19 protein-coding genes are annotated in these 22,897 nt (G+C 45.2%); 6 read left to right on the top strand and 13 right to left on the bottom strand.

Going from position 1 to position 22,897, the window contains the following annotated elements; genetic code table 11:
* Positions 1-31: 31 nt before the first annotated feature.
* From VPNCDNU1_RS07170 to VPNCDNU1_RS07120, 11 genes are all read right to left on the bottom strand, one after another.
* Entirely contained in the window at positions 32-937 is a 906-nt protein-coding gene (locus VPNCDNU1_RS07170) for an AraC family transcriptional regulator (RefSeq protein ID WP_104399745.1), read from the bottom strand.
* A complete protein-coding gene (gene xylB / locus VPNCDNU1_RS07165) occupies positions 924-2,417 on the bottom strand; it encodes a xylulokinase (protein WP_104399744.1) in 1,494 nt (497 codons plus the stop codon). The genes VPNCDNU1_RS07170 and xylB overlap by 14 nt, the downstream gene beginning before the upstream one ends.
* A gap of 41 nt (positions 2,418-2,458) precedes the next feature.
* On the bottom strand, positions 2,459-3,268 hold the full coding sequence (locus VPNCDNU1_RS07160) for an L-iditol 2-dehydrogenase (RefSeq protein ID WP_104399743.1): 810 nt from the start codon (positions 3,266-3,268) through the stop codon (positions 2,459-2,461).
* Positions 3,265-4,644 carry a mannitol dehydrogenase family protein gene (locus tag VPNCDNU1_RS07155; protein ID WP_104399742.1) on the bottom strand — a complete coding sequence of 460 codons (1,380 nt, stop codon included), beginning with the start codon at positions 4,642-4,644 and terminating at the stop codon, positions 3,265-3,267. The genes VPNCDNU1_RS07160 and VPNCDNU1_RS07155 overlap by 4 nt, the downstream gene beginning before the upstream one ends.
* Positions 4,634-5,743, bottom strand: coding sequence for an ABC transporter ATP-binding protein (locus tag VPNCDNU1_RS07150; RefSeq protein WP_104399741.1), 1,110 nt, complete (start codon positions 5,741-5,743; stop codon positions 4,634-4,636). Before VPNCDNU1_RS07150 ends, VPNCDNU1_RS07155 begins: the two co-directional genes overlap by 11 nt.
* Positions 5,740-6,552: a carbohydrate ABC transporter permease gene (locus VPNCDNU1_RS07145; protein WP_104399740.1), complete on the bottom strand. Its 813-nt coding sequence runs from the start codon at positions 6,550-6,552 to the stop codon at positions 5,740-5,742. The genes VPNCDNU1_RS07150 and VPNCDNU1_RS07145 overlap by 4 nt, the downstream gene beginning before the upstream one ends.
* 8 nt (positions 6,553-6,560) lie before the next feature.
* Positions 6,561-7,421, bottom strand: coding sequence for a carbohydrate ABC transporter permease (locus VPNCDNU1_RS07140; RefSeq protein WP_104399739.1), 861 nt, complete (start codon positions 7,419-7,421; stop codon positions 6,561-6,563).
* A 92-nt stretch (positions 7,422-7,513) separates the two neighbouring features.
* The gene (locus VPNCDNU1_RS07135) at positions 7,514-8,827 is read right to left on the bottom strand and encodes an ABC transporter substrate-binding protein (protein ID WP_104399738.1); all 1,314 of its coding nucleotides are present in this window, start codon (positions 8,825-8,827) and stop codon (positions 7,514-7,516) included.
* A 335-nt stretch (positions 8,828-9,162) separates the two neighbouring features.
* Complete coding sequence (locus VPNCDNU1_RS07130; protein WP_104399737.1) at positions 9,163-10,755, bottom strand: ABC-F family ATPase; 1,593 nt, start codon at positions 10,753-10,755, stop codon at positions 9,163-9,165.
* Between the two features lie 138 nt (positions 10,756-10,893).
* Entirely contained in the window at positions 10,894-12,930 is a 2,037-nt protein-coding gene (locus VPNCDNU1_RS07125; RefSeq protein ID WP_104399736.1) for a sensor histidine kinase, read from the bottom strand.
* The gene (locus tag VPNCDNU1_RS07120; protein WP_174715129.1) at positions 12,920-14,407 is read right to left on the bottom strand and encodes a sigma-54-dependent transcriptional regulator; all 1,488 of its coding nucleotides are present in this window, start codon (positions 14,405-14,407) and stop codon (positions 12,920-12,922) included. Before VPNCDNU1_RS07120 ends, VPNCDNU1_RS07125 begins: the two co-directional genes overlap by 11 nt.
* 317 nt (positions 14,408-14,724) lie before the next feature.
* Here VPNCDNU1_RS07120 and VPNCDNU1_RS07115 point away from each other — a divergent pair, with 317 nt between their 5' ends.
* From VPNCDNU1_RS07115 to VPNCDNU1_RS07090, 6 genes are all read left to right on the top strand, one after another.
* Positions 14,725-15,576: a substrate-binding domain-containing protein gene (locus VPNCDNU1_RS07115; protein ID WP_104399735.1), complete on the top strand. Its 852-nt coding sequence runs from the start codon at positions 14,725-14,727 to the stop codon at positions 15,574-15,576.
* 2 nt (positions 15,577-15,578) lie between these two features.
* Entirely contained in the window at positions 15,579-16,277 is a 699-nt protein-coding gene (locus VPNCDNU1_RS07110; protein WP_104399734.1) for an ABC transporter permease, read from the top strand.
* An 11-nt stretch (positions 16,278-16,288) separates the two neighbouring features.
* A complete protein-coding gene (locus VPNCDNU1_RS07105; protein ID WP_104399733.1) occupies positions 16,289-16,993 on the top strand; it encodes an energy-coupling factor ABC transporter ATP-binding protein in 705 nt (234 codons plus the stop codon).
* Positions 16,971-17,555 carry a molybdenum cofactor guanylyltransferase MobA gene (gene mobA, locus VPNCDNU1_RS07100; RefSeq protein WP_104399732.1) on the top strand — a complete coding sequence of 195 codons (585 nt, stop codon included), beginning with the start codon at positions 16,971-16,973 and terminating at the stop codon, positions 17,553-17,555. The genes VPNCDNU1_RS07105 and mobA overlap by 23 nt, the downstream gene beginning before the upstream one ends.
* Entirely contained in the window at positions 17,552-19,366 is a 1,815-nt protein-coding gene (locus VPNCDNU1_RS07095; protein ID WP_104399731.1) for a bifunctional molybdopterin-guanine dinucleotide biosynthesis adaptor protein MobB/molybdopterin molybdotransferase MoeA, read from the top strand. Before mobA ends, VPNCDNU1_RS07095 begins: the two co-directional genes overlap by 4 nt.
* Positions 19,367-19,476: 110 nt before the next feature.
* Positions 19,477-19,743: a DUF2960 domain-containing protein gene (locus VPNCDNU1_RS07090; protein ID WP_104399730.1), complete on the top strand. Its 267-nt coding sequence runs from the start codon at positions 19,477-19,479 to the stop codon at positions 19,741-19,743.
* An 89-nt stretch (positions 19,744-19,832) separates the two neighbouring features.
* On the opposite strand, the gene VPNCDNU1_RS07085 is transcribed toward VPNCDNU1_RS07090, so the two are convergent.
* Positions 19,833-20,135, bottom strand: coding sequence for a c-type cytochrome (locus tag VPNCDNU1_RS07085; protein WP_104399729.1), 303 nt, complete (start codon positions 20,133-20,135; stop codon positions 19,833-19,835).
* A gap of 63 nt (positions 20,136-20,198) precedes the next feature.
* Positions 20,199-22,895, bottom strand: coding sequence for an arsenate reductase (azurin) large subunit (locus VPNCDNU1_RS07080; protein ID WP_104399728.1), 2,697 nt, complete (start codon positions 22,893-22,895; stop codon positions 20,199-20,201).
* Positions 22,896-22,897: the final 2 nt, after the last annotated feature.

Below are 22,897 nucleotides of genomic sequence, written 5' to 3'. Positions count from 1 at the left end.
ATCTAGCCTCAGTGCATGAAAGTACTGAAACCTAGCCATCCACTGTATTTTTCTTTCTATACGCTAACGGGGTAAGACCTTTAATTCTTCTGAATTGGCGGCTGAAATTCGCTAAATTGGTGAAGCCAACCTGTTTGCTAATGTCAGCAATACTGTCTTTTGATTCAATCAGTTTGATGCATGCTCGCTGCACACGAATTCGGTTAACAAAATCGGTGAATCGGTGCCCTGTAGACTTATGGAAAAAGCGGGAAAAGTAGGACTCCGTCATGTCGATTAGATCCGCGACCTCTTTCACTTTGATCGGTTTTTTGTAGTTCAACATGACAAAATCGAGCACCAAATTGATTTTGCTGTTCATCATCTCCGAATCTTTCTTCAGCGTAGGCGGCAGTGTCGATAATATTCGCGTTTTTTGAACGTTTAAGAACACCATGAATTTCAAAAAGTTAATCAGCTTTTCTACACCCTGAGAGCAGCGGACGGCATTCATGTATTCCATGCTGACTTCCATTGGAACATCAATGAACTCGATACCCATTTTAGCTTGCTCTATTAGCCGCAAAAACTGAGAAAGTTCTGGGAAAATTTGTGTTGCTCGTTGAATGAGTTCGGGTTCAAAAAGAATCACCATATCGCGCAACTTGTGCGTTTCTCCTTCTGATAAATAACTTACCCAGTTATGAGGCAACCAAGGACCAACAAGCGTTAAGTGACCAGGAGAAAAAGGTCCTACATGATTACCTATCATCGCTTTCCCAGTGGTTTTAACGATAAGGTGTAATTCGTACTGTTCATGGACGTGCCACTTTATTCTGTGGTGAGGAACGCCGTGCTCGGTATAACCCACCGACTCTTTATCGAATTCAACAAATTCCCAAACAGGGCGTTCGCCGATACTTTCGTGGTTAAAGGGCTTAATTTCATACGTCGACATACGAAGCTCCTACTCTATTCGAACGTACAGATTCATATTCTTTATACAGCGTTCGAAATTCTTCATATTTTTTGTGATACACGTTGGCACAACTTGGATCGGGTGTGATTTCTTCAATCACCTTTGGTGAAGTGCAAACCGACTCGACTGAATCTCCGGTGTGGCAAATTTTAGCGAGCCTAGCCGCGCCAAACGCAGGACCGCTTTCACCACCTTCATATCGAATGATTTTTACGTTTAGGATATTGGCGACAATTTGTAACCATAAACGGCTTTTGGCTCCGCCTCCTATTGCACCAAGGTATTCCACTTGCGTACCACTTTCTTTGATCGCGTTTTGGCAATCCAATAAGGAAAACGCAACGCCTTCAAGAATGGCTTGCACCATATGATGCCCCTGCGTTGCCCAAGTCATATGGTGAAAGCTTGCAGTGGCAAACGGGTTATTGTGAGGGGTTCTTTCACCCATCAAGTAAGGAAGAAACAAAGTAGGCTGAGCTGGATCGTAGTGTGATTCAAGGTCGTTAATCAGCTCACCAATATCTTGCTGCGTGAGGTCTGCAAACCATTTTAGAGGGCTAGCACCGTTGAGCATGCACGCCATTTGAAACCAGCGGTTTGGAATAGCATGCGCAAAAGAATGGACCAATGCAGCCGGATACGGCTTATAGGTGTCGGTCGTAACAAAATACTGTGCAGACGTGCCCAATGAGATAAACGCATCACCTTGATTGATCGCCCCAATTCCCAAAGCGCCACAGGCAGCGTCTCCCCCACCTGCGCATACCATAACATCTGTGTTGAGTGCCGTAATTTCTGCCGCCTGCTGGGTTAGATTCCCCGTGGATTCTGTGCCTTCTTTTAAAGCGACCATCAAGTCTTGTGAAATACCTGAAAGAGTAAGCATTTCATCTGACCAGCAACGGTTTGCTTCATCAAGCCACAAGGTTCCCGCAGCATCGCTCATGTCGGTCGCCAATGTGCCTGTAAGCTTAAAACGTACATAATCCTTTGGAAGCATCAAGTAGCGAACGGATTTCAACACCTCGGGTTCGTTTTCTGCCATCCAGCGAAGTTTGGGGGCGGTAAACCCCGACATTACTGGGACACCCGCAATCATCCCTAGGTCTGGATTTTCTTCATTCATGGCAGCGGCATCAAGGTGTGAACGGCCATCGTTCCACAAAATTGCTGGGCGTACAGGCTCGAATGACTCGTTGAGCATCACCGCACCATGCATCTGCCCAGAAAGCCCAATGCATTTGATGTCACTAAATGGCGCAGGGTATTGGCTCTTCAGATCTTGCATAGTGCGTAGCGTGGCATCCCACCATAAGTCGGGCTCCTGCTCTGACCATAACGGATGAGGCGTTGATGCTGGGTAGGACTCGCTCGTTGAATCCACCACTTGCCCGTTTTCATCCATTAACAAGCTTTTAACTGAAGATGTACCAATATCAATCCCTAAATAGTGCGCCATTATCCTTCCTTTTGTTTTGGGTATTGCGTTATATCGTTCGGCTAATTCATCGCATTCCCGCCGTCGACATTAAATGTCTGAGCGGTAATATAGTCTGCCATCGGTGATGCCAAGAACAACGCCATACCGGCCATGTCTGCTGGGAGCCCCATCCTACCGAGTGGCACCTCTTCCCCAACTAACCGCTTCTTCTCACCAAGTGGGCGGTTTTCGTATTTCGCAAATAGGCTGTCGACGTGTTCCCACATTGGGGTATCAACAACGCCTGGAGATATACCATTCACGTTAATTCCCAGCTCTGCCATTGCCAACCCAGCGGACTGGGTATAGCTGATAACAGCCGCTTTGGTGGCGCAGTAATGAGCAACAAGTGGCTCACCTCGCCTACCAGCTTGGGAAGCCATATTGATCACTTTGCCTCCTTGCCCTGCCGATACCATTTCTTTTAATACCGCCTGCATGACAAAAAACATCCCTTTCACGTTTACGTTGTACAGTTTGTCGAATTGCTCTGGGCTTGAATCTAGGATAGGTCCCATATCAAAAATAGCCGCGTTATTGAACAATATATCTATACCGCCAAATTGCGCTTTTGTCTGAGAGATAGCTAACTCAATTTGATTAATGTCTGTCACATCTGTTGAACAGTACTGCACAGAGTTGGGATATTCTTGCATCAGTGTTTGCAACTCAGGTGATGGGGTTTCACCGAGATCCAATACCATGCACCTTGCACCATTTGATGCATAGATTTCACAAACCGATAGCCCAATTCCGCCATTTGCGCCACTGAGTAATGCCACTTTGTCATTAAGGATGAGTTGATCATTTTGATACGCGGTAATAGTCATTGTTGCTCCTCATACTCTTTGGAGAGGTCTTGGATCTTAGCTCGCATCTGCTCGGAAAAATTAGGGTATTGCGTGGTTAACCCTTGCCAAATATCTTCATTTTTCAAAAATATAGTTACGGGGTCACTACTTTCAAGCCATTGTTTTGCCTTGTTGAAGTGCGGATCTTTGTAGTTAAACGCCAATTTTCCATTATGGAATCTTTCAAGAAAACAGTACCAGTGAGCAATCAACTCGATCGCATATTTAGGCATGTGATTTCTTTCTAAATTGAAGCGCACAGTGGGTAATATGAACTGTGGGAACTTGCTTACGCTGTCCATTGCAATGCGCTCAATCGAATCGGCTATGTGGCTGTTACCAAATCGTTCTACGATTTTTTGGCGGTATTGCTCTAAATCCACTGGTGGGTTCGCGATGGTTGGGATTACTTCTGTTTGATGGTATCCCTTCAGCCATTCAGCCAATTCGCCATCAAACATGTTTTCATCGAACGTTTGATAACCCCTAAGTGCGCCCACATAAGAAAGCAAAAAGTGCCCACCATTTAAAATACGAATTTTGGTTTCTTCAAACTCGTGCACTTGGTTGGAAAAAGTGACGCCTACTTTTTCTAATGATGGGAAATCAGCAGCAAATTTGTCTTCGATAACCCACTGTTCAAAATCCTCTCCCATAATTGGACATTCGTCTTTTTCACCGACGACCATAGAAAGTTCTTGCGCTAAGTTCGTGGGTGGAACAGGTGTGATCCTATCCACCATACAACAAGGAAAGGTGGTGTGTTTGTTAACCCACTCCAACAATTCGTTATCTTGTGTTGCGGTAAGGTATTGCTTAAACGCGTTCTCCAACACGGTTCCGTTATCGCGTAAGTTGTCACAAGTCAGTACCGTGATCGCACCTGCATTCGATGTTGCTCGGGTTTCTAACGCATGCTTCAAATAGCCGTACACAGTTTTCGGTTGATCTTGATGGGCAATATCCCACGCCACTTCTGGGTCATTTAGGTTCAGATCGTTAGTATCCGTTAGGTAATACCCTCCTTCCGTAACCGTAATGGTGAGCGTTTTTGTGTCTTTGTCGGTGAATAGTTCATCAATAACACTAAGATTATCTGACGCATCAACAACACACTCTAACGCCTCAATTTTTCGGATTTCGATATCACCATAGGCGGATATTTTCTTTAGATGATAGTGCCCATTCTGTTTGCCGAGCACTTCAATCAAACCGCGAGATTCTGGGCGTAGATTTACACCGGTGTAATGCCATCTCTCGCTGGGCTCAACCAATCGGTTATAGCGGTCGATGTAATACGCTTGGTGACCTCGAAAAAACGATCCGACACCAAAATGAATAAGTCTATTTGGCATGATCGCTCTCCTCATAAATATTTAAGGCGAGATCATTGCCATCGAACAAATACACTTGATGTTTATCGAGATACAAACCCACTTCTTGCCCTAACGTTGGGCTATCTGCTGGAGTATGTTTTGCCACGACTGTTTCGCCATTTTCAATGCGGACGTAACTTAAGGTTTCCGAGCCGAGTTGTTCAATGACTTCCACAACACCAGAAATATCACCTTGCATTGGGTCGGTTAGCTTGACCGATTCTGGTCTAATTCCAAGCGTTTTGGCTCCTAAAACACCACCACTGTATTTATGTACAGGTAGCTGCATTCTCGCATTTTCAGTTAACTGCACGGTCAATTCTTGCGCTTCTACATGCGCTGTTCCCATACCCAATATATTCATTTTGGGCGTACCAATGAATGAAGCAACAAATAGGTTCGCTGGTTGGTGATAGAGCTCTAAAGGTGTTCCAATTTGAGCGACTTCCCCCTCTTTCATGATCACCACTTTGTCCGCTAAAGTCATGGCTTCGACCTGATCATGCGTTACGTAGATCATGGTGGTACCTAACTCATGATGCAGCCTAGAAAGCTCTATTCGCATTTCTACACGCAAAGCTGCATCTAAGTTAGACAAAGGCTCGTCAAACAAAAATACTTTGGGGTTACGAACAATCGCCCGACCAATGGCAACACGCTGTCTTTGCCCGCCCGACAGCGCTTTGGGTTTTCTATCGAGCAAGGGCTCAAGTTTCAGCGCTTTCGCGACTTTCAGTACTTTGGATTCAATTTCATCTTTTGGCGTGTTCGCCAATTTCAATGCAAAACCCATGTTTTCTTTAACCGACATGTGTGGGTAAAGCGCGTAGCTTTGAAACACCATGGCAAGGTTTCTCTTGGAAGGATGTGTCTCAGTGATGAGTTCTCCGTCCAAATGAATGCCGCCAGCGGACGACTCTTCTAACCCTGCGATGGTGCGCAGTAAAGTGGATTTTCCGCACCCAGACGGACCAACGAAAACAACAAACTCGCCTTTTTTGATCTCGAAGTTAATGTTTTTCAGCGCCAGTGCGTCGCCGTATTTTTTATCTAGTTGGTTAACGGTTAAATAACTCATTTTACTGCTCCGAACGTCAATCCTTGTACGAGTTGTTTCTGACAGAACCAGCCGAGCACGACAATAGGTGCACAAGCAAGAGTGGATGCTGCCGATAGTTTTGCCCAAAACAGTCCTTCTGGGCTGGAGTAAGTGGAAATCATTGTGGCAAGTGTGCCTGCATCTGCAGAGGTTAAGTTGATGGCCCAAAAGGCTTCATTCCAACTCAAAACAATCGACAGCAATGCGGTAGAGGCAATCCCACCAAATGATAGTGGAAGCAACACATGGCGAATCTCACCTAACGTTGTCGCACCATCAAGTCGTACCGCTTCCAAAATGTCTTTTGGAATGTCTTTAAAGTACGAAAACAGCATCCAAACAATGATGGGTAAGTTAATAAGAGTGTAAATGATGGTGAGCGCTAAACTGCTGTCCAGTAACCCTGCTTCCTTACACAATATGTAGATAGGCACCAGCACCCCAACGGCGGGTAACATCTTGGTGGATAGCATCCAAAGCAACATGTCTTTAGTACGCTTTCCAGGGTAAAACGCCATTGAGTACGCAGCAGGTATGGCAATAATCAACGCCAAAATAGTGGAACCAAAAGCGGTAATCACAGAGTTTTTAGCGAATTTTAAGTAATCACTTCGTTCTTGAACGATGCCGTAGTTTTCTACCGTAGGTTCAAAAATAAACGTAGGAGGAACGGCAATGGCTTGTTGTTCGGTTTTGAACGACGTAATTAACATCATAATGATTGGGAAAAACACGATAAGCGCGATCACCCAGCTCAATATGGCTCTAAATCGATGTGTCTGATTCATAAAACCTCCTAGGCGACTAAGTTTTTGCCAATGGCACGGATTAAGAAGAACGCGACGATATTGGCGAGGATCACGGCGATCAATCCACCTGCCGACGCGACACCAACATCAAACTGCATCAAGGCTTGCGCGAAGATCAAGAACGCTAAGTTTGTTGATTCATACCCCGGTCCACCGCTGGTGGTCACGAAGATTTCCGCAAACACAGAAAGCAAAAAGATGGTTTCAATCATCATCACGACCGCTATCGGTCGAGCTAAATGTGGCAGTGTGAGGTATCGGAATATCTGGAATCCCGTTGCACCATCAAGTACGGCGGCTTCTTTTTGCTCATTGTCCATGGACTGCAACGAAGTGATAAAAATCAGCAGAGCGAACGGCATCCACTGCCAGCTCAACATCGCAATAATGGAGCCAAGCGGGTAATCGGCTAGCCAATCAATGGGTTCTAACCCAACCGATTCCCAAATAGATGCGAGTACGCCATAAACCGGATGCATCATCAGATTTTTCCAAATCAGTGCATTAACGGTCGGCATAATAAAGAACGGTGAGATGAGCAAAACGCGCACAATGCCACGCCCTTTAAAGGGTTTGTCGAGCAATACAGCAAGTAATATTGCAAATACAACCGTAACAACGAGTACCATTCCGACCAGCGTGAGCGTATTTGTGACGGCGGGCCAGAAGGCTTCATCGGTATAGAAAAATTCAAAGTTCATTCCGCCGATGTAGTTATTTTCTCCCGGATACAACAAGTTGTATCGGATGACGGAAAAGTAAATGGTCATGGATAAAGGGACTACCATCCACAGCAATAAACTGATGAAGGATGGGAATACCAATAATTTGGGTAACCACCTTTGCATAAAGACTTCCTTGTAAATACAGATATGGGGGAAAAAGTGCCCCGAAGTAAACAGGAGCGATAACGCTCCTGTTAATACTCAAACAATACTGATTACTTGTAGTAACCTGATTTACGCATTTCGCGGTCGGCGGATTTGTTTGCAGCTTTCAACGCTTGTTCCACAGTAACGTTTCCAGCTAGTGCATTCGTGAATTGCTGACCAGCAGCGATACCAATAGCTTGGAATTCAGGAATCGCAGCAAACTGAACGCCCACGTAAGGTGTTGGAAGGAGCGTACTGTTCTCTGGGTTTGCAGATTGAATGGCTTTCAGCTCTGCTTCAGCGAAAACAGCGGCTTTTTGGAACTCAGGTGATTCGTAAGTAGATTTACGAGTACCCGTTGGTACGTTTGCCCACCCATTCTCTTTCGCAACCAGTTTGATGTAGTCTTGCGATGTTGCCCATTTAACAAATTTCTCTGCTTCAACTTGGTTTTTACTTCCTGCAGGTACTGCAAGAGACCAAGCCCATAGCCAGTTTGCACCACGGTTAGTTACCGCAATTGGTGCCTGCGCAAACGCAACCTTGTCTGCGACTTTGCTCTGCTTTGGATCCGAGATAAATGAAGCAGCGATGGTGGCATCTATCCACATACCACACTTACCTTCGTTGTATAACGCTAGAATTTCGTTGAAGCTGTTAGATGTCGAGCCCGGAGGTCCATATGTTGTCAAGAGGTCGATGTAGAACGACACGGCGTGGTTCCACTCTGGAGAATTTAACTGAGGTTTCCAATCTTCATCAAACCAACGTGCACCAAACGAATTGGCCATGGTTGTGATGAATGCAGCGTTGTCGCCCCATCCAGGTTTCCCGCGAAGACAGATACCGTAAACACCGTTATCTGGATCATGAATCGCACCTACTACGTCGCGAATATGTCCCCAAGAAGCGTTATCTGGAACTGTCATGCCCGCTTTGTCGACCAAGTCTTTGCGGTACATAACCATAGAACTTTCGCCATAGAACGGAACGGCGTACATTTTTCCGTCTACCGACAATCCAGAGCGAATTGCTGGCAGAATATCGTCGGCATTATAGTTAGCATCGTCTTTTATTTCGTTGAGCCAACCTTTTTTGCCCCAAATTGGAGCTTCATACATTCCAATGGTCATGATATCGAATTGCCCACCTTTGGTGGCGATATCGGTTGTCACACGTTGGCGAAGCACTCCTTCCTCCAAGGTAACCCAATTGAGTTTGATACCTGGATTAGCCTCTTCGTATGCTGTACTAAGCTTCTGCATTTCGATCATATGACCGTTATTCACCGTCGCGATCGTTAGCTCTGTTGCGGCCATAGCGTATGTACTTGTCATAGCGGCAAGAGCGATAGAGGCAGAAAGTAATGTCCTGGATTTCATGTTCATTCCCTCGACTGTTTTTAGTTTAATGTTAAGCTCGACTTTTTAACAAGCTCGTAACAATCACAATTCAAATTTAGTCAAAAGAGAAATTATTTGATGCAGAAAAGTACTTTTTTCCACTCGAATGTACTTTTTCTGATCTAGATGTCTCGAAAATGAGATGAAAATGAAGAAATTTAAACGAAAAAAAACGCTCAAGATTTTGAGCGTTTTGATTGAATTTGAGTGTTTTAATAGCTTCGGCAGAAGATAAATAACCTCTGCAAAGATTAGATAACATTAGCAGAGGATATATAGGCAGATTTTGTTCGAAAACCGACCCTTATGCTTTTCTACTCTTCTACACCGCGAGATTTTAGGAATTCAGCGTACGTTCCCTTGAAATCTGTAATTTTGTTGTCTTTGATTTCAATGATGCGTGTTGCCAAAGAATCCACAAATACGCGGTCGTGGGATACGAAGAACAACGTGCCCTTGTATTGCTCCAGAGCGTTATTCAACGATTCGATAGATTCCATATCCATGTGGTTAGTTGGCTCATCCATTAGAAGCATGTTTGGTTTATGCATCATCAGCTTACCAAGCAACATACGGCCTTGTTCACCACCAGACAGAACTTTTACCGACTTTTTGATGTCATCTTGCGAGAACAACATACGACCCAAGAAGCTGCGAATCACTTGCTCGTCGTCGCCTTCCTGACGCCACTGCCCCATCCAATCCATGAGGTTCATGTCTTCTGCAAACTCTTCTGCGTGATCCTGAGCGTAGTAGCCTACGTTAGAGTTCTCAGACCATTTGAATTCACCGCTGCGAGGTTCAATTGCACCTGCTAGTGTATTTAGCAGCGTAGTTTTACCTACACCATTCTCACCGATAATGGCAACACGCTCTCCAACTTCAAAAATAGCGTTGAAGTCTGTGAAGAGATCATTTTCAAAGCCTTGGGTAAGGTTTTCGATGATCAATGCATTTCGGAACAGCTCTTTGGATTGCTCAAAACGAATGAATGGGTTTTGGCGGCTAGATGCTTTTACTTCATCGAGCTTAATTTTATCAATCTGTTTAGCACGAGAAGTTGCTTGTTTAGCTTTAGAAGCGTTTGCAGAGAAACGTGCAACAAACGTTTGCAGTTCTGCAATTTGCGCTTTTTTCTTCGCGTTATCCGCTAATAGGCGATCACGCACTTGCGAAGCGGCTGTCATGTATTCGTCGTAGTTACCTGGGTATACGCGCAGTTCGCCGTAATCGAGATCCGCCATGTGCGTACAAACACTGTTTAGGAAGTGGCGATCGTGCGAGATGATGATCATGGTGCAGTTACGCTCATTAAGCGTATCTTCCAACCAGCGGATAGTATCGATATCCAAGTTGTTGGTTGGTTCGTCGAGCAACATTATGTCTGGGTCTGCAAATAGGATCTGAGCCAAAAGCACACGCAGTTTCCAACCCGGCGCTACTTCACTCATCAAACCAAAATGCTGCTCTAATGGAATACCCACCGCGAGAAGAAGTTCTCCTGCTTTGGATTCGGCCATATAGCCGTCCATTTCTGCGAATTCTGTTTCAAGATCCGCAACTTTCATGCCGTCTTCTTCGCTCATTTCAGCCAAAGAGTAAATGCGGTCACGCTCTTGTTTCACTTCCCAAAGTTCTTTGTGACCCATGATAACAGTGTCGATAACTGTAAATTCTTCATAGGCAAACTGATCCTGACTCAGCTTGGCGACACGCTCATTTGGGTCGTAGCTGACGTTACCAGAAGTTTGGTCGAGTTCTCCGCTAAGGATTTTCATGAAAGTGGATTTACCACACCCATTTGCGCCAATCAGACCGTAACGGTTGCCTTCGCCAAACTTAACTGAAATGTTTTCAAATAGTGGCTTCGCGCCAAATTGCTGTGTGATATTCGCGGTAGAAATCAAAACCTAACCTCTTAGATAAAAAAACGCGGTGCAACGGTACTTGGCAACGCGGTCTGATGCAAGTGTTAATTGGGCTCTAGAGCGTCAATCTTCGCTTGGTTAGGTGTATTGCTTGTTTGGTTAAGTACGCTTGGGATCCTAGTTCATAACAACTAAATCAACGGCATTCGATTTCAACGGTAAGTAAATTGAAAATTGACTCCCTAAACCCACTTTAGACGTCACTTTAATTTCCCCACCCGTTTGGCTTAGGATACTTTGCGAAACCGATAAACCAAGCCCAGTTCCATCTCGTTTAGTTGTGTAGAACGGATCAAAAATACGTTTTAGCTGCTCGTCTGGGATTCCACATCCTTGATCGACGACATGAACAATCGCGCCTTTTGATTCTTCATCTTCATCCATCCAGTCTTCTGTGCGAATGGTGAGAACCCCTTCTCCACTCATGGCATGAATGGCGTTCATTTCTAAGTTCACTAAAATTTGCAGCAAGTGATGGCGGTTTACTTCAACAACGGACTTAGCATTCAGCTCGGTAACAAACTGAACGTCTCGCTTTTTAGCGCCTGTTTTGACTAAAGTGAGGCTCTCTTCAACGATAGGGTTAACGTGTTGCCAAGTGATTTCGTCTTGAACACCACCTTGGCGGCTGTATTGAAGTAGGCTTCGCGTGATATTTCGGATGCGATCTATTTGATCAAGGATGGTTTGAATTTCTTCTTCTATCGAATCCGCTTTATCACCAAGCGCAAACTTTAGAAGTTCTACATTCCCTAAAATTACGGCTGTTGGGTTGTTGATCTCGTGCGCAATACCCGCAGTAAGCTCACCCAGTGCAGCAAGCTTTTCATTCACCACAAGCTTATCGCGAGTTTGATTGAGTAATTGGATGTGCAATTCGAGCTGTTCCGTCTTCTCTCGAAGTTTGGCAGTACGGTTTTGGACTTTTCCTTCAAGCTGATCTGCGGCTTGGCGAATTTCAGCATTTCGCTGTGCCAGCAAATCGAGCATATTGTCGAATTGCCGTGCCAATTGGGTTAACTCGTGTTCATCATCCAGACCTAACTGGCCAATGCGCTTGTCTCGCCCAGCTTGAACAGATTTAACAACATGGTGAATCCGCTCGATTGGGTGGAACAAATCGCGAGAACCACGGTAAACAATCATGCCTGAAATTAACAACAAAGCCAGAATAGTTAAGCTGATTTCACCGAGGTTGGTAATGTAAATTTTAATGAGAGGCCAAATGAGATAGCCGGTATACAGCATGCCTATAACATCGTTGTATTGGTTATAGATGGGTTGATAAGCGGTGATGTACCAATCGTCATACACATACGCGCGATCTATCCAGTTTTCCCCCCTTTCCAAAACGGCCTGTTTCACTTGAAGCGAAACCGTTGTACCAATCGCCCTTCCTTTATGAGCTTGGCTATCCAATGGTACGTTGGTGCTGATACGTAAGTCGTCCATAAACAGAGTTACTGTTCCGATTTGTGGCTGTAGTTCGCTTGGTTTGGCATAAATTAAATCGCGAATCTGATCAACTAAACCGGTACTGTTGTTAAGCAGCAACCCGCCATCTAAATAACCCAATACGTGTTGGTCTTCATCTCTTACTGGTAATACGCTACGGCTGATTAAGCCACGAGACTCGACGCCATTTCCATTCAGCAACGGAATCTCCGCTCGAACAGCAAGATCGTCGTCGTATTCGGCCATTTGGTCTGTATTGAATACTTCGAAAAATGACGCTTTTTGCGCAAGCAGTTGATGATTCGTTGCTTTGTCTATCGGTACCCAGCGTAGAAAATCCAATTGATACTTACGCTTTTGAGACCCGACCCACTCCTCAAGCTCTAATGCATCACGGTAAACCGACATTAAACGAACTTGAAACGGATAGGAGTTTGATAAGGACTTTACGCTTTGGAATTGACGTTCCTGGAGAATTTGGATGCTATTGTCAGCAACAGAAAGTTTTTCTGACACGTTAACCAAGGCATTTTGCCACGTGTAATGTGTAGACCAATAAAATGTGATACCCACTAACGCAAGCAGAGTGAGTAGAATTGGGGCAGACGTTAAAAACAGTAAGCGATAGCGAACCATGGATTTGAGCCGCAAGCGCCATAAGGTAAAAACGTTAGAAGTTCCGGCTTTATTATTCGGCATCGTCTGATCCTTCTAGTTCCCACTCTTTGTATTTTCTTTCTAACGTTTTTCTTGCAACGCCCAACTGGCGCGAGGCAGCCGACTTATTTCCATCGTGATGGGAAACCACCTGTTTTATGTGTCTTTTTTCGACTTCTTTTAAACTCCATTCATTGGGATAGCCCAGTATTTCGTCGCTTCGGTAATCTGGTAAACTTGGTAATGTTGTTTCTAGTGACGTTGTCACCGTTATACTTGCCTGAGCAGGTTGTGAGTAATCGGCGTTTAACTCTCGCCAATGATGTGCTGGCGGTTTTCCGAGCAAAATGCAGCGCTCCATTAAGTTTTTGAGTTCACGAATGTTGCCAGGCCAATCGTAGTCGTGCATGGCGAGTATGTCTTCATGCGCCCATTTGGGTTCCGGCATTCCTAACTCTTTGGCTAGCGTTTTGGTAAAAAAAGGCACCAAATCGATTAAATCTGTTTTTCTTTCTCTTAAAGGAGGCACATCGATTTTTAATACGTTTAGCCGATAATAGAGATCTTTTCGAAACGTCCCTGCATCCACTTCATCTTTTAAGTTTCTGTTGGTTGCTGCGACAATTCGCACGTCGACGCTGATTTCTTTCTCACTGCCAACTGGGCGAATGGTTCGCTGCTCTAACACGCGTAAAAGTGAAGATTGCATGGCGATGGGCATTTCACCGATTTCATCCAAAAACAGTGTGCCCCCACTGGCGACTCTGAATAACCCTTCCCGGCTTTTTTTTGCACCAGTAAATGCCCCTGCCGTGTGACCAAACAACTCGCTTTCCAATAGCTCCGGTGCAATTGCCCCACAATTGATGGGTACAAATGGCCCCGTTCGACCACTGGCCACATGAACGCCACGAGCAACCAATTCTTTTCCGGTTCCCGATTCACCTTCAACTAAAATGGAAGCCCGCGATGGCGCAAATTGTCCCATTAACTGCTTGAGTGACTTAGTTTTTTCCGAATGACCGATCATTTCACTGCTTATGAGGCGTTTAACATCACGAGTCAGCGCATGGTGGAGCCGTTGTGATAAACGCTTGTCCATACAGCGTTGAACCGATTGCAGCATCTGTTCTAGGTTAAATGGCTTTAGTATGAAATCTGTCGCCCCCAGTTTTAATGCACTTATTGCGGTTTCCAAATCGGCATACCCTGTCATGAATATGACGTCGCAGCGACGATCATCGTCGTTGAATGCTTCTGTCCACTCGATCCCAGAGCGACCCGGTAAATTAATGTCTAGGATGATTAAGTCGTAGTGGTTTTCTTGTCGCAATTTTTCCGCTTCTTCAATGCTGCCTTGGCAGTCGACTTTAGAAAACCACTTACCCAGCGCTTTCTTCAGTATTGTCTGCATGCCCACTTCATCATCTACCACCAAAACCGAGAACGCTTGATATTTTCCGACATGATTTGGATTGGCATCTTTGTTCTGCATAAATGGATCTTGGGATACTGACATATAAGGCTCATCTTTGGGTACGGAAAAACTGGGACAGAGTGTACCAATCGAGATCAATTGGAAAACTAAGTATGTGCGACATTTTGTCCTAGCTCAAATTTTTCGGATGGGGAGCGGTCACAAAACGGATGACTTCCCTCACAGAAACAAGGGGTTTTTACTCAAATCAACTTGGCACTGGGATTGCAGTGTCTTTTTGGTATCCGTTTTTCGCGTCGATTCGCCAAGGCTATCGATTCTTTGCTTTTGGCTCGTTCAGTATAGAGCGAACGGTACAAACCAATGCATTCAAAAATTAAAATAAATGGAATTAAGTAATGAATTACACTGCGACTGCCCTCGCCATTGCAGCGACTGTTTTTGCAACAACCGTCAGTTCTAATGTATTTGCCGACCAAACAAAGCCCCATGTTCGTTTGGCCACAACAACCAGTACTTATCATTCTGGTCTTTTAGATTATCTGCTTCCTGAATTTGAAAAAGAAACCGGATACAAGGTGGATGTTATCGCTGCAGGGACGGGTAAGTCACTGCGAATGGGACAAAATGGCGATGTCGACCTAGTGATGACACATGCCCCAAAAGCCGAAGCGAGTTTTGTTGAAAAAGGTTACGGCATTTTGCCTAGAGCCCTAATGTATAACGATTTTGTTGTCGTCGGGCCGAAAGATGACCCCGCCCGAGTTTATGGAGGGGATGACGTTGCCAAAGCTTTCAAGAAAATTGCGGACACTGAATCGACGTTTGTTTCTCGTGGCGACGATTCTGGTACACACAAAAAAGAATTAAACCTGTGGGCACAAAGTACGATAGAACCTAATTTTGGCGGCTACCGTTCCGTGGGGCAAGGAATGGGACCAACATTGAATATGGCTTCTGAGATGCAGGGCTATACTTTAACGGATCGTGGCACGTGGTTGGCTTATCAAAATAAAGTTGAACTGGGTGTAGCAATTGAGGGAGATAAGCGTTTGTTCAACCCGTATCAAGTGATTCTTGTGAATCCAAAACGATACCCAGACATCAATTATCAAGGTGCGAAGGTATTCAGCGATTGGTTGGTTAACCAGAAAGGACAAGCACTCATCAATAATTTTAAGCGGCAAGGAAAACAACTTTTCGTCGCTAATGCTAAGTCGGCTACACCGACCGAGGCGGAGAGCGAGTAACTATGTCGCTTTGGCAAACCACTCTAGAAGCACTTCAGCTGCTGATCAGCTTTGACCCGCAACTGTGGACGATTGTGACGGTTTCATTCAGTGTGTCGCTTTCTGCTTTGATGCTGGTTTTGATCCCTTCGCTGCTGTTTGCTTTTATCCTCGCTTATTGTGACTTTCTTGGGCGTTGGTTGATTCTGTCTTTAGTGAATACGCTTCAGGCAGTGCCAACCGTGGTTATTGGTCTGCTTCTTTACATGATGTTATCGCGAGCCGGACCATTGGGTGATTGGCAAATGCTGTTTACGCAAAAAGCCATGATTTTCGGCCAGATGCTGATTTGTTTCCCCATTTTAGTCTCAATGATGCATGGTGCATTGCAGGCGAGTGATCGTCGGGCTTTAGAAACGTCCTTAACGTTAGGCGTTTCCATTCCCCACGTTACGTTTACTTTATTGTGGGAAAACCGATTCCCGTTAATCGCTGCGACCATTACGGCATTTTCACGAATCATTACGGAAGTCGGCTGCTCCATGATGGTCGGTGGAAATATTATGGGGGTCACGCGCAATATCCCCACAGCAATAGCAATGGAAAGCCAAAAAGGTGCATTTGCTCAAGGCGTTGCTTTGGGTATTGTTCTGCTTTGTTTGGCGCTGCTATTAAACTTCTCTCTTTCCTCAGTGCGTGGGAAAGGGTATTTGCGGACGTAGGAGGCACACGGATGACGCTTAAACTGTCTGCTCGCAATCTCTCCATGAGATTTAAAGACCGAGTACTGTTTTACATTCCTGAACTCAAAATTGGACCCAATGAAGCGGTTTATCTTCAAGGTGACAACGGTGTAGGGAAAACCACGCTGCTTAAGATCATGGCAGGCTTGATTGAGCCAACCAGTGGAGATATCGATTTCCCGTTACCTTCCTTGTTAAAGCGTATGTTAGGCGCTCGAACACGCTCCGACATTATTTACTTGCATCAGTCCCCCTATCTGTTTGATGGCTCAGTGTTTCAAAATGTTGCGTATGGCGTAAAATACGCTTCGGAGAGCAAGCAAGAAAAACGCAATAAGGTTATTACTGCGTTAAGAATGGTCGGGCTTGAAACATTGGCTGACGAGCACGTATCTTTACTTTCCGGAGGAGAAAAACAGCGCGTTGCAATGGCAAGAGCGTGGATCCTTAGCCCATCAATTTTGTTGATGGATGAGCCAAGTGCCAGTCTGGATCAAGAATCGATAGAACGATTGGTGTTAATGTCAAAAGACTTATTAAGCCGAGGCGCCAGTTTGGTGATCACCAGTCATCAAAGCAATTCGTTAACTCGGTTATGCCAAAAACAGTGGTGTATCGAAGATAAGTCCCTGACAGAAAAGCCACTATTACAATTAATACAAGAGAAACAGTATGCAATTTCCAACGCCAATTAGTTGGGTTATTTTAGCTGGCGGTAAAGCAACACGTATGGGTGGGAAAGACAAAGGGTTAATCACCCTTAATGGTCGCCCTTTGATTGAACATGTTCACACCATTTTGAGCACCCAAACGCACGATTTATTGATCAACGCCAATCGCAACATAGAGGCCTATCATGAATATGCCCCAGTTGTTGGTGATGAATTTCAAGATTTTCCAGGTCCCCTTGGTGGTATTCACGCAGGTCTAAAACATGCAAATTGTGATTGGGTCGGATTTGTTCCTTGCGATAGCCCATGTATTTCATCCGATCTTGTTGCACGTTTTCAAAACGCCATTCAAGCCGACTCTGATATTTTAGTCGCGCACGATGGTGATCATTTACAACCCGTGTTTACCCTTTTCCATAAGCGTGTTTTGCCTAAGCTCGAAGCATTCCTAAAACGCGGCGATCGTAAAATTATTCTTCTGTATCAGGAGTGTGTGACTCACCGAGTCGATTTCTCTGATGCTGCGCAATGCTTTATCAACCTGAATACCCCCGAAGAGCTGGAACAATTTGGTACTGTATTATGACAAAACCTCTTCTTACCTCATTACCCATATTGGGATTTGCGGCATACAGCGGTACAGGCAAAACAACACTGCTTGAAGCGCTTTTGCCAAAGTTGACTGAAAAAGGTATCCGCATTGGTGTACTAAAACACGCCCACCATGATTTTGATGTCGATAAACCCGGGAAAGATAGCTACCGATTGCGCAAAGCCGGCGCCAGCCAAATGCTGATTAGCTCGCGCTATCGTTACGCTTTGATGACAGAAACGCCTGAAAACGAAGCCCATTTTGAGTATTTGATTTCAAGGTTTGATCAGACTCAACTTGATTTGATATTAGTTGAAGGGTGCAAAAACATTGCTTTCCCTAAAATAGAATTAAACCGAGAAGAAGTTGGAAAACCGTGGCTTCACCCAAGCGATGAAAACATCATCGCGATTGCAGCCGACCGATCTGTTAGTGCCGGCCTTCCTCAGATGAACATCAATGATCTCGATGCGATTACAAGCTTCGTGATTGATTATGCGAACGGCAAAAGGGATGAAAAGCAAGTGCATGACTTTCAACCTTCAAGTGCCCCCGTGTCTTCAGAAGCTTCAAGTTGCTGCGATATCGTGTCTCCTGCTTTCTTATCAGTCGCGCAAGGGCGCGAAGCCATATTGTCTGCTATCTCCCCTATTTCTGAAACAACTCAGATTCATGTAGAAAAGTCGTACGGTAATGTTCTTGCACAAGCTGTGTCTTCTCCTATCAATGTTCCGGCGTACACCAATTCGGCTATGGATGGCTACGCCATTCGCAGTGAAGATATTGGAAAGGATGCATTTCAGGTAGTCAGTGAAGTCATGGCTGGCAATGCCTATATGCAGTCGCTACAAGAAGGCGAAGCGGTAAAGATCATGACGGGCGCTCCCACCCCAATTGGGGCCGATACCGTCATCATGCGTGAGCAAGCCAACCAACAAGGTGACATTGTCACATTCTCTACATCTAACATTAAAGCCGGGCAAAACGTACGCCAAGCAGGTGAAGATTTGTCTGAAGGGCAACAAGTATTTGAGGCGGGAAAACGCATCGGTTCGGCTGAAATGGGAATGATCGCATCGCTCGGAATTGACCGTTGCCATGTTGTGCGCCCTGTTCGTGTTGCGCTTTTCTCTACTGGTGATGAAGTTCAAGCGCCAGGAAACGAATTAAAAGATAATTGCATCTACGATTCCAATCGCTACACATTAAAAGGACTTCTAGAGCAACTAGGTTGTGAAGTGATGGACCTAGGTATTTTGGAAGATGAACAACAGATTATCATGCAAGCGTTGCAAGATGCTGGGGAAGCGGCGGATGCCATTATTACATCGGGAGGCGTATCTGTCGGCGATGCGGATTACATCAAGCTCGCTCTAGATGCGCTGGGCCAGATCGATTTTTGGCGTATCAGCATGCGGCCTGGTCGCCCTCTCGCATTCGGAAAAATTGCGGAGAAACCTTTCTTTGGATTACCCGGCAACCCCGTTGCTGTTATGGTTTCGTTTATTAATTTTGTGGAGCCTGCTATTCGAAAACTGCAAGGAGAGCAAAACTGGACGCCGCTTAAAGTGCAAGCCATTGCAAGTGAAAACTTGCGTTCTCGCCAAGGTAGAACCGAATTCAGCCGTGGGATTTACAATGTAAACTCTAATGGGCAATTAGAGGTAAAAACCACAGGCAAGCAAGGTTCAGGCATACTCCGCTCCATGAGTGAAGCCAATTGTTTGATCGAAATTACGCCAGAAGTGGACACGGTCAAGATAGGCGAAAGCGTCACCATTATTCCGTTGCAAGGTAGAGTGTAGAACGACATCCCCATATATGGGTATATAAGAAAAAAGGATTTGGCATCATTCATCTCAATTGATAGAGTGTGCCCAAATTACTCAGGTCAAACCCTAGCAGGCAGAAATTTATGGCTCGCACCATTATTTATACCTATAAAGATGAAGAAAAAACGCTTCTATTTTCTTATGAGAAATTTCGTTCGATTCATGAAGCCGTCGCGGATGCAGAAGGTATCGACATTTCCAATTATTTGAAGATGGAACAACAGGTAGAAGCAGTCTCCGACACGAAAGCAGTACGCGATTACCGTGATAACCATTTTAGAAAGCTTGGTTTCGGTAAAATCACACTGGCGCAAAAAGAAAATCTTGGTGTTGGTAAAAAGAAAGGTTAAGACCTGCTCCCTCATTGAGGGAATTCATCGATTCGAATGTAAAAAGTGAGCTTCCATAAGCTCACTTTTTCTTTTTTGGATGGCTCTAGTTATTTCATTGATGAATAGAACGCCGCAATGTTCTCCATATCTTGATCACTTAGCGCCGCGACCATTGCATTCATCGTTGCCTCTTTTCGCGTCCCATCTTTGAATGCTTTCATTTGTTTAACCAAATACCCCGCTTTTTGCCCTGCCAAATTTGGGTACAGTTCGGTAGGTGATATCCCATTCGCTCCATGGCACGCCATACAAGTCATCGTTTTTGCTTTTCCCGCTTCAGCATCCGCAGCCAAAACACCGTTTGATTGCATTCCAATTAGCACAACCGTTAACCCAATCATTTTCTTCATATTCACTCATTCCTTTATTAAAAAAGAAGTACCAAAGCCCCTACGCTTTGGCACTTCATTGGGTTAAACGATATTTCTTGGTGCAAAAGAGAACGCTCTAAACTCACTTTTGTATTTGGATTCACCAATTTTTTTAATATTGGCTACACCCATTTTGAAGTTGTAGTTTCCAGAAATTTGGTCAACAACCCGTGTTGTAAGCGAATTCGATGGCTGACGCATATCAATCATATTGGCGTATAGCGCGCCCTTTTTAACCGCAGGAGTGACAATAGCAACCGCAGTCACCGCCGCTTTATCCAGCTTGATATGCCCGTTTTCCATCAATTTACTAAATTGAAAGTCATCACCATGAACGCCTAAGATTGTATCTTTAAAATTCGCGACACGGTCGGAATACATCATGACCTGATCACCCGACTCGATTCCCCTAGCCTTAGCATCATCTGGGTGTATCTCAACCCAATTTTCTGGCCAACGTTGAATCACGTAGGCACGTCTTTCGACGTCATCAAAACCCGATTGCCATATTTCGTTAATTCGACCATTCGAGAACCAAAGCTCCTCGCCTTTTGGCTGTAACCACGCATAGAAATCACTAAACAGATCCCATGGGTGTTTTTGCAAATTCACCTTTCCGGTTTGGCTGTTAAATGCAGTGAGTTGTTTTTTAAGTATATTCGCACCTTGTGGTCCATCGGTTAACCCTTTTTCTGCTAATTCTATAGCATTCATCTCAGTATCATGGAGACGTTTGGTGCCGACGAGTTGTTTCGTATCGTAGTTGTAGAAAACCGGCCCTTGAATACCATCGGTGCCGTATTCGCGTAACTTTTCGTGCAACGTTTTACCTTCTGCGTGAGCCGCCACTTTGATCATGTTGAAATCTTTACGACTTCCTCGGCTAAAGCGAGACGCTTCTTCTGCGACGTCGTTGGAATTGCTCCAATCGAACCCATCGTAGCCAATTCGTCTTGCCAGTTGGCTGATGATCCACCAATCTGGCTTTGCATGACCTGGAGCATCTGCAAACTTTTGGTACAAGCGTAATCGTCGTTCTCCGTTGGCTCGCATAAAGTCTTCTTCCCCCCACGTTGCAGCAGGAAATACGATGTCTGCAAACTTAGCCCCTATTGGGTCGCGCAGGTAAATATCTTGGTTGATGACAACCATACCGCCCGAATCGGCACGTTTTTTCAGCGTATCGATGATTTCTTGCTTATCGTAGGTGTAAACCTGATGAGGATTTGCAGTCGTGAGTTCCCAAAACTTTCTTTGTAACCCTTGGCTTCCACACATTGCTTGAATCCAAGTCGTACCGATAACATGAGCAAAGCGCGTATGCCCCGAATAGAGATAACGGTCGGTATCGATGGATCGACGACGACGACCGGGCACTTTTTCAGGAGACTTGTTACGCGGTAACTTACCGCCAGACTGTCCACCTCGTTGGTGTCCGCCCATTCTGCCAATCACACGCCCTTCACGCCCTCCCGCTCCAATAATGGTTCCAAGAGAGGAAATCGCATTGGTATTCCCCGTGTTGTTCGACCAATAAAACCCTTTTTCTATTGCAATGGAGGATTTCGGACGCTTTCCGCCCTCCGGTTTTGCAAGCATTTCTGCCGCTTGATAAATTTTGTTTACGTCGATGCCCGCCATTTTAGCTGCGTATCTAGGGTCATACTCTTTTTGTTTCAAATTCCATTTTTTGTAGTCTTCAAAACCATTGGTTTGGAACTTGCCCCAAGTGGTTCGCCACTGCCATGGTGTGTTTCGTGTACCTTGCCCAAAACCTGAGCTCGATTCCCACTTATTGTTCACCCAGTTTTGAATCCATTCGCTGTCTTCCCAACCGTTTTCGAGTATGACGCGAATGATGGCCCCTACGACCAAGTTATCGGAGCCTGGGTTTAAATCGATGTGTAAGCCGCCATGCTTTTTAAGCCAAGCGATTCCTGCCGTTTCACGCGGATTCAAAATTACCGTTTTCATACCTCGCTGGACTGCGGGCATTATGTATTGTGTAAAGATGATGGTTTTCGTTTCGTACGGATCGGTACCACACAGCATGAGAGTATCCGCAGCTCCCCAATCGTCATAACTTGGCCCGAAGTTATCAAACCCAGCATCACGAAAGCCCGGTGTAGAGGTTACATCCGAAGGCGTATCGTGGAACGTAAAGTTAGCGGTGTTGATATGCCGAAGAGCGTACTTAGTAATGGCGTAGGTGTTTTCAATGTATTGATAAGAAAACGTTTTAACGCCGTAAGCGTTTGAGCCGTGGTTTTCAATTACGTGACGCCCGACTTCTGCTGCAATATCCAGCGCGAAGTCCCAAGGCACTGGCTGTAAACTACCTCCGATTCTCACCAAGGGTTGCGTTAAACGATCGCGAGTCCCTGTAGATGGGTTGTAAAGCTTTTGTGCCAGCAAGCCTCCGCGCATCGACGAATCACCGGTTTTGTTTACGGCTTTTGCGTCTTTATCGGGCACCACAATAATGTTGTGAGGTTTACCTTGATGCATAACAACATTGTGTTGCGCGGGGGCAACCCATGCTTGTAAGGGTGCGCTTGGAAAATCGATACCAAAGGCATTTTCACTCGCTTTTGACCCACCACTGTTTTGTTCTAATGGCCAGCGATAAACTTTGTAGCCGCAAGCGACAACGCAATAGTCGCAAGCGGTCGTGATCACCTCTGCGTTTTTTGGTGGCAGCGGTGCATGATCTTCTGGGATATAAAAGTTAGTCGTCATGG

Source organism: Vibrio penaeicida, from assembly GCF_002933855.1.
GTDB lineage: Bacteria > Pseudomonadota > Gammaproteobacteria > Enterobacterales > Vibrionaceae > Vibrio > Vibrio penaeicida_A.
Note: the sequence above shows the minus strand (reverse complement) of the source record. Positions and strands in the feature narration are given on the sequence as shown.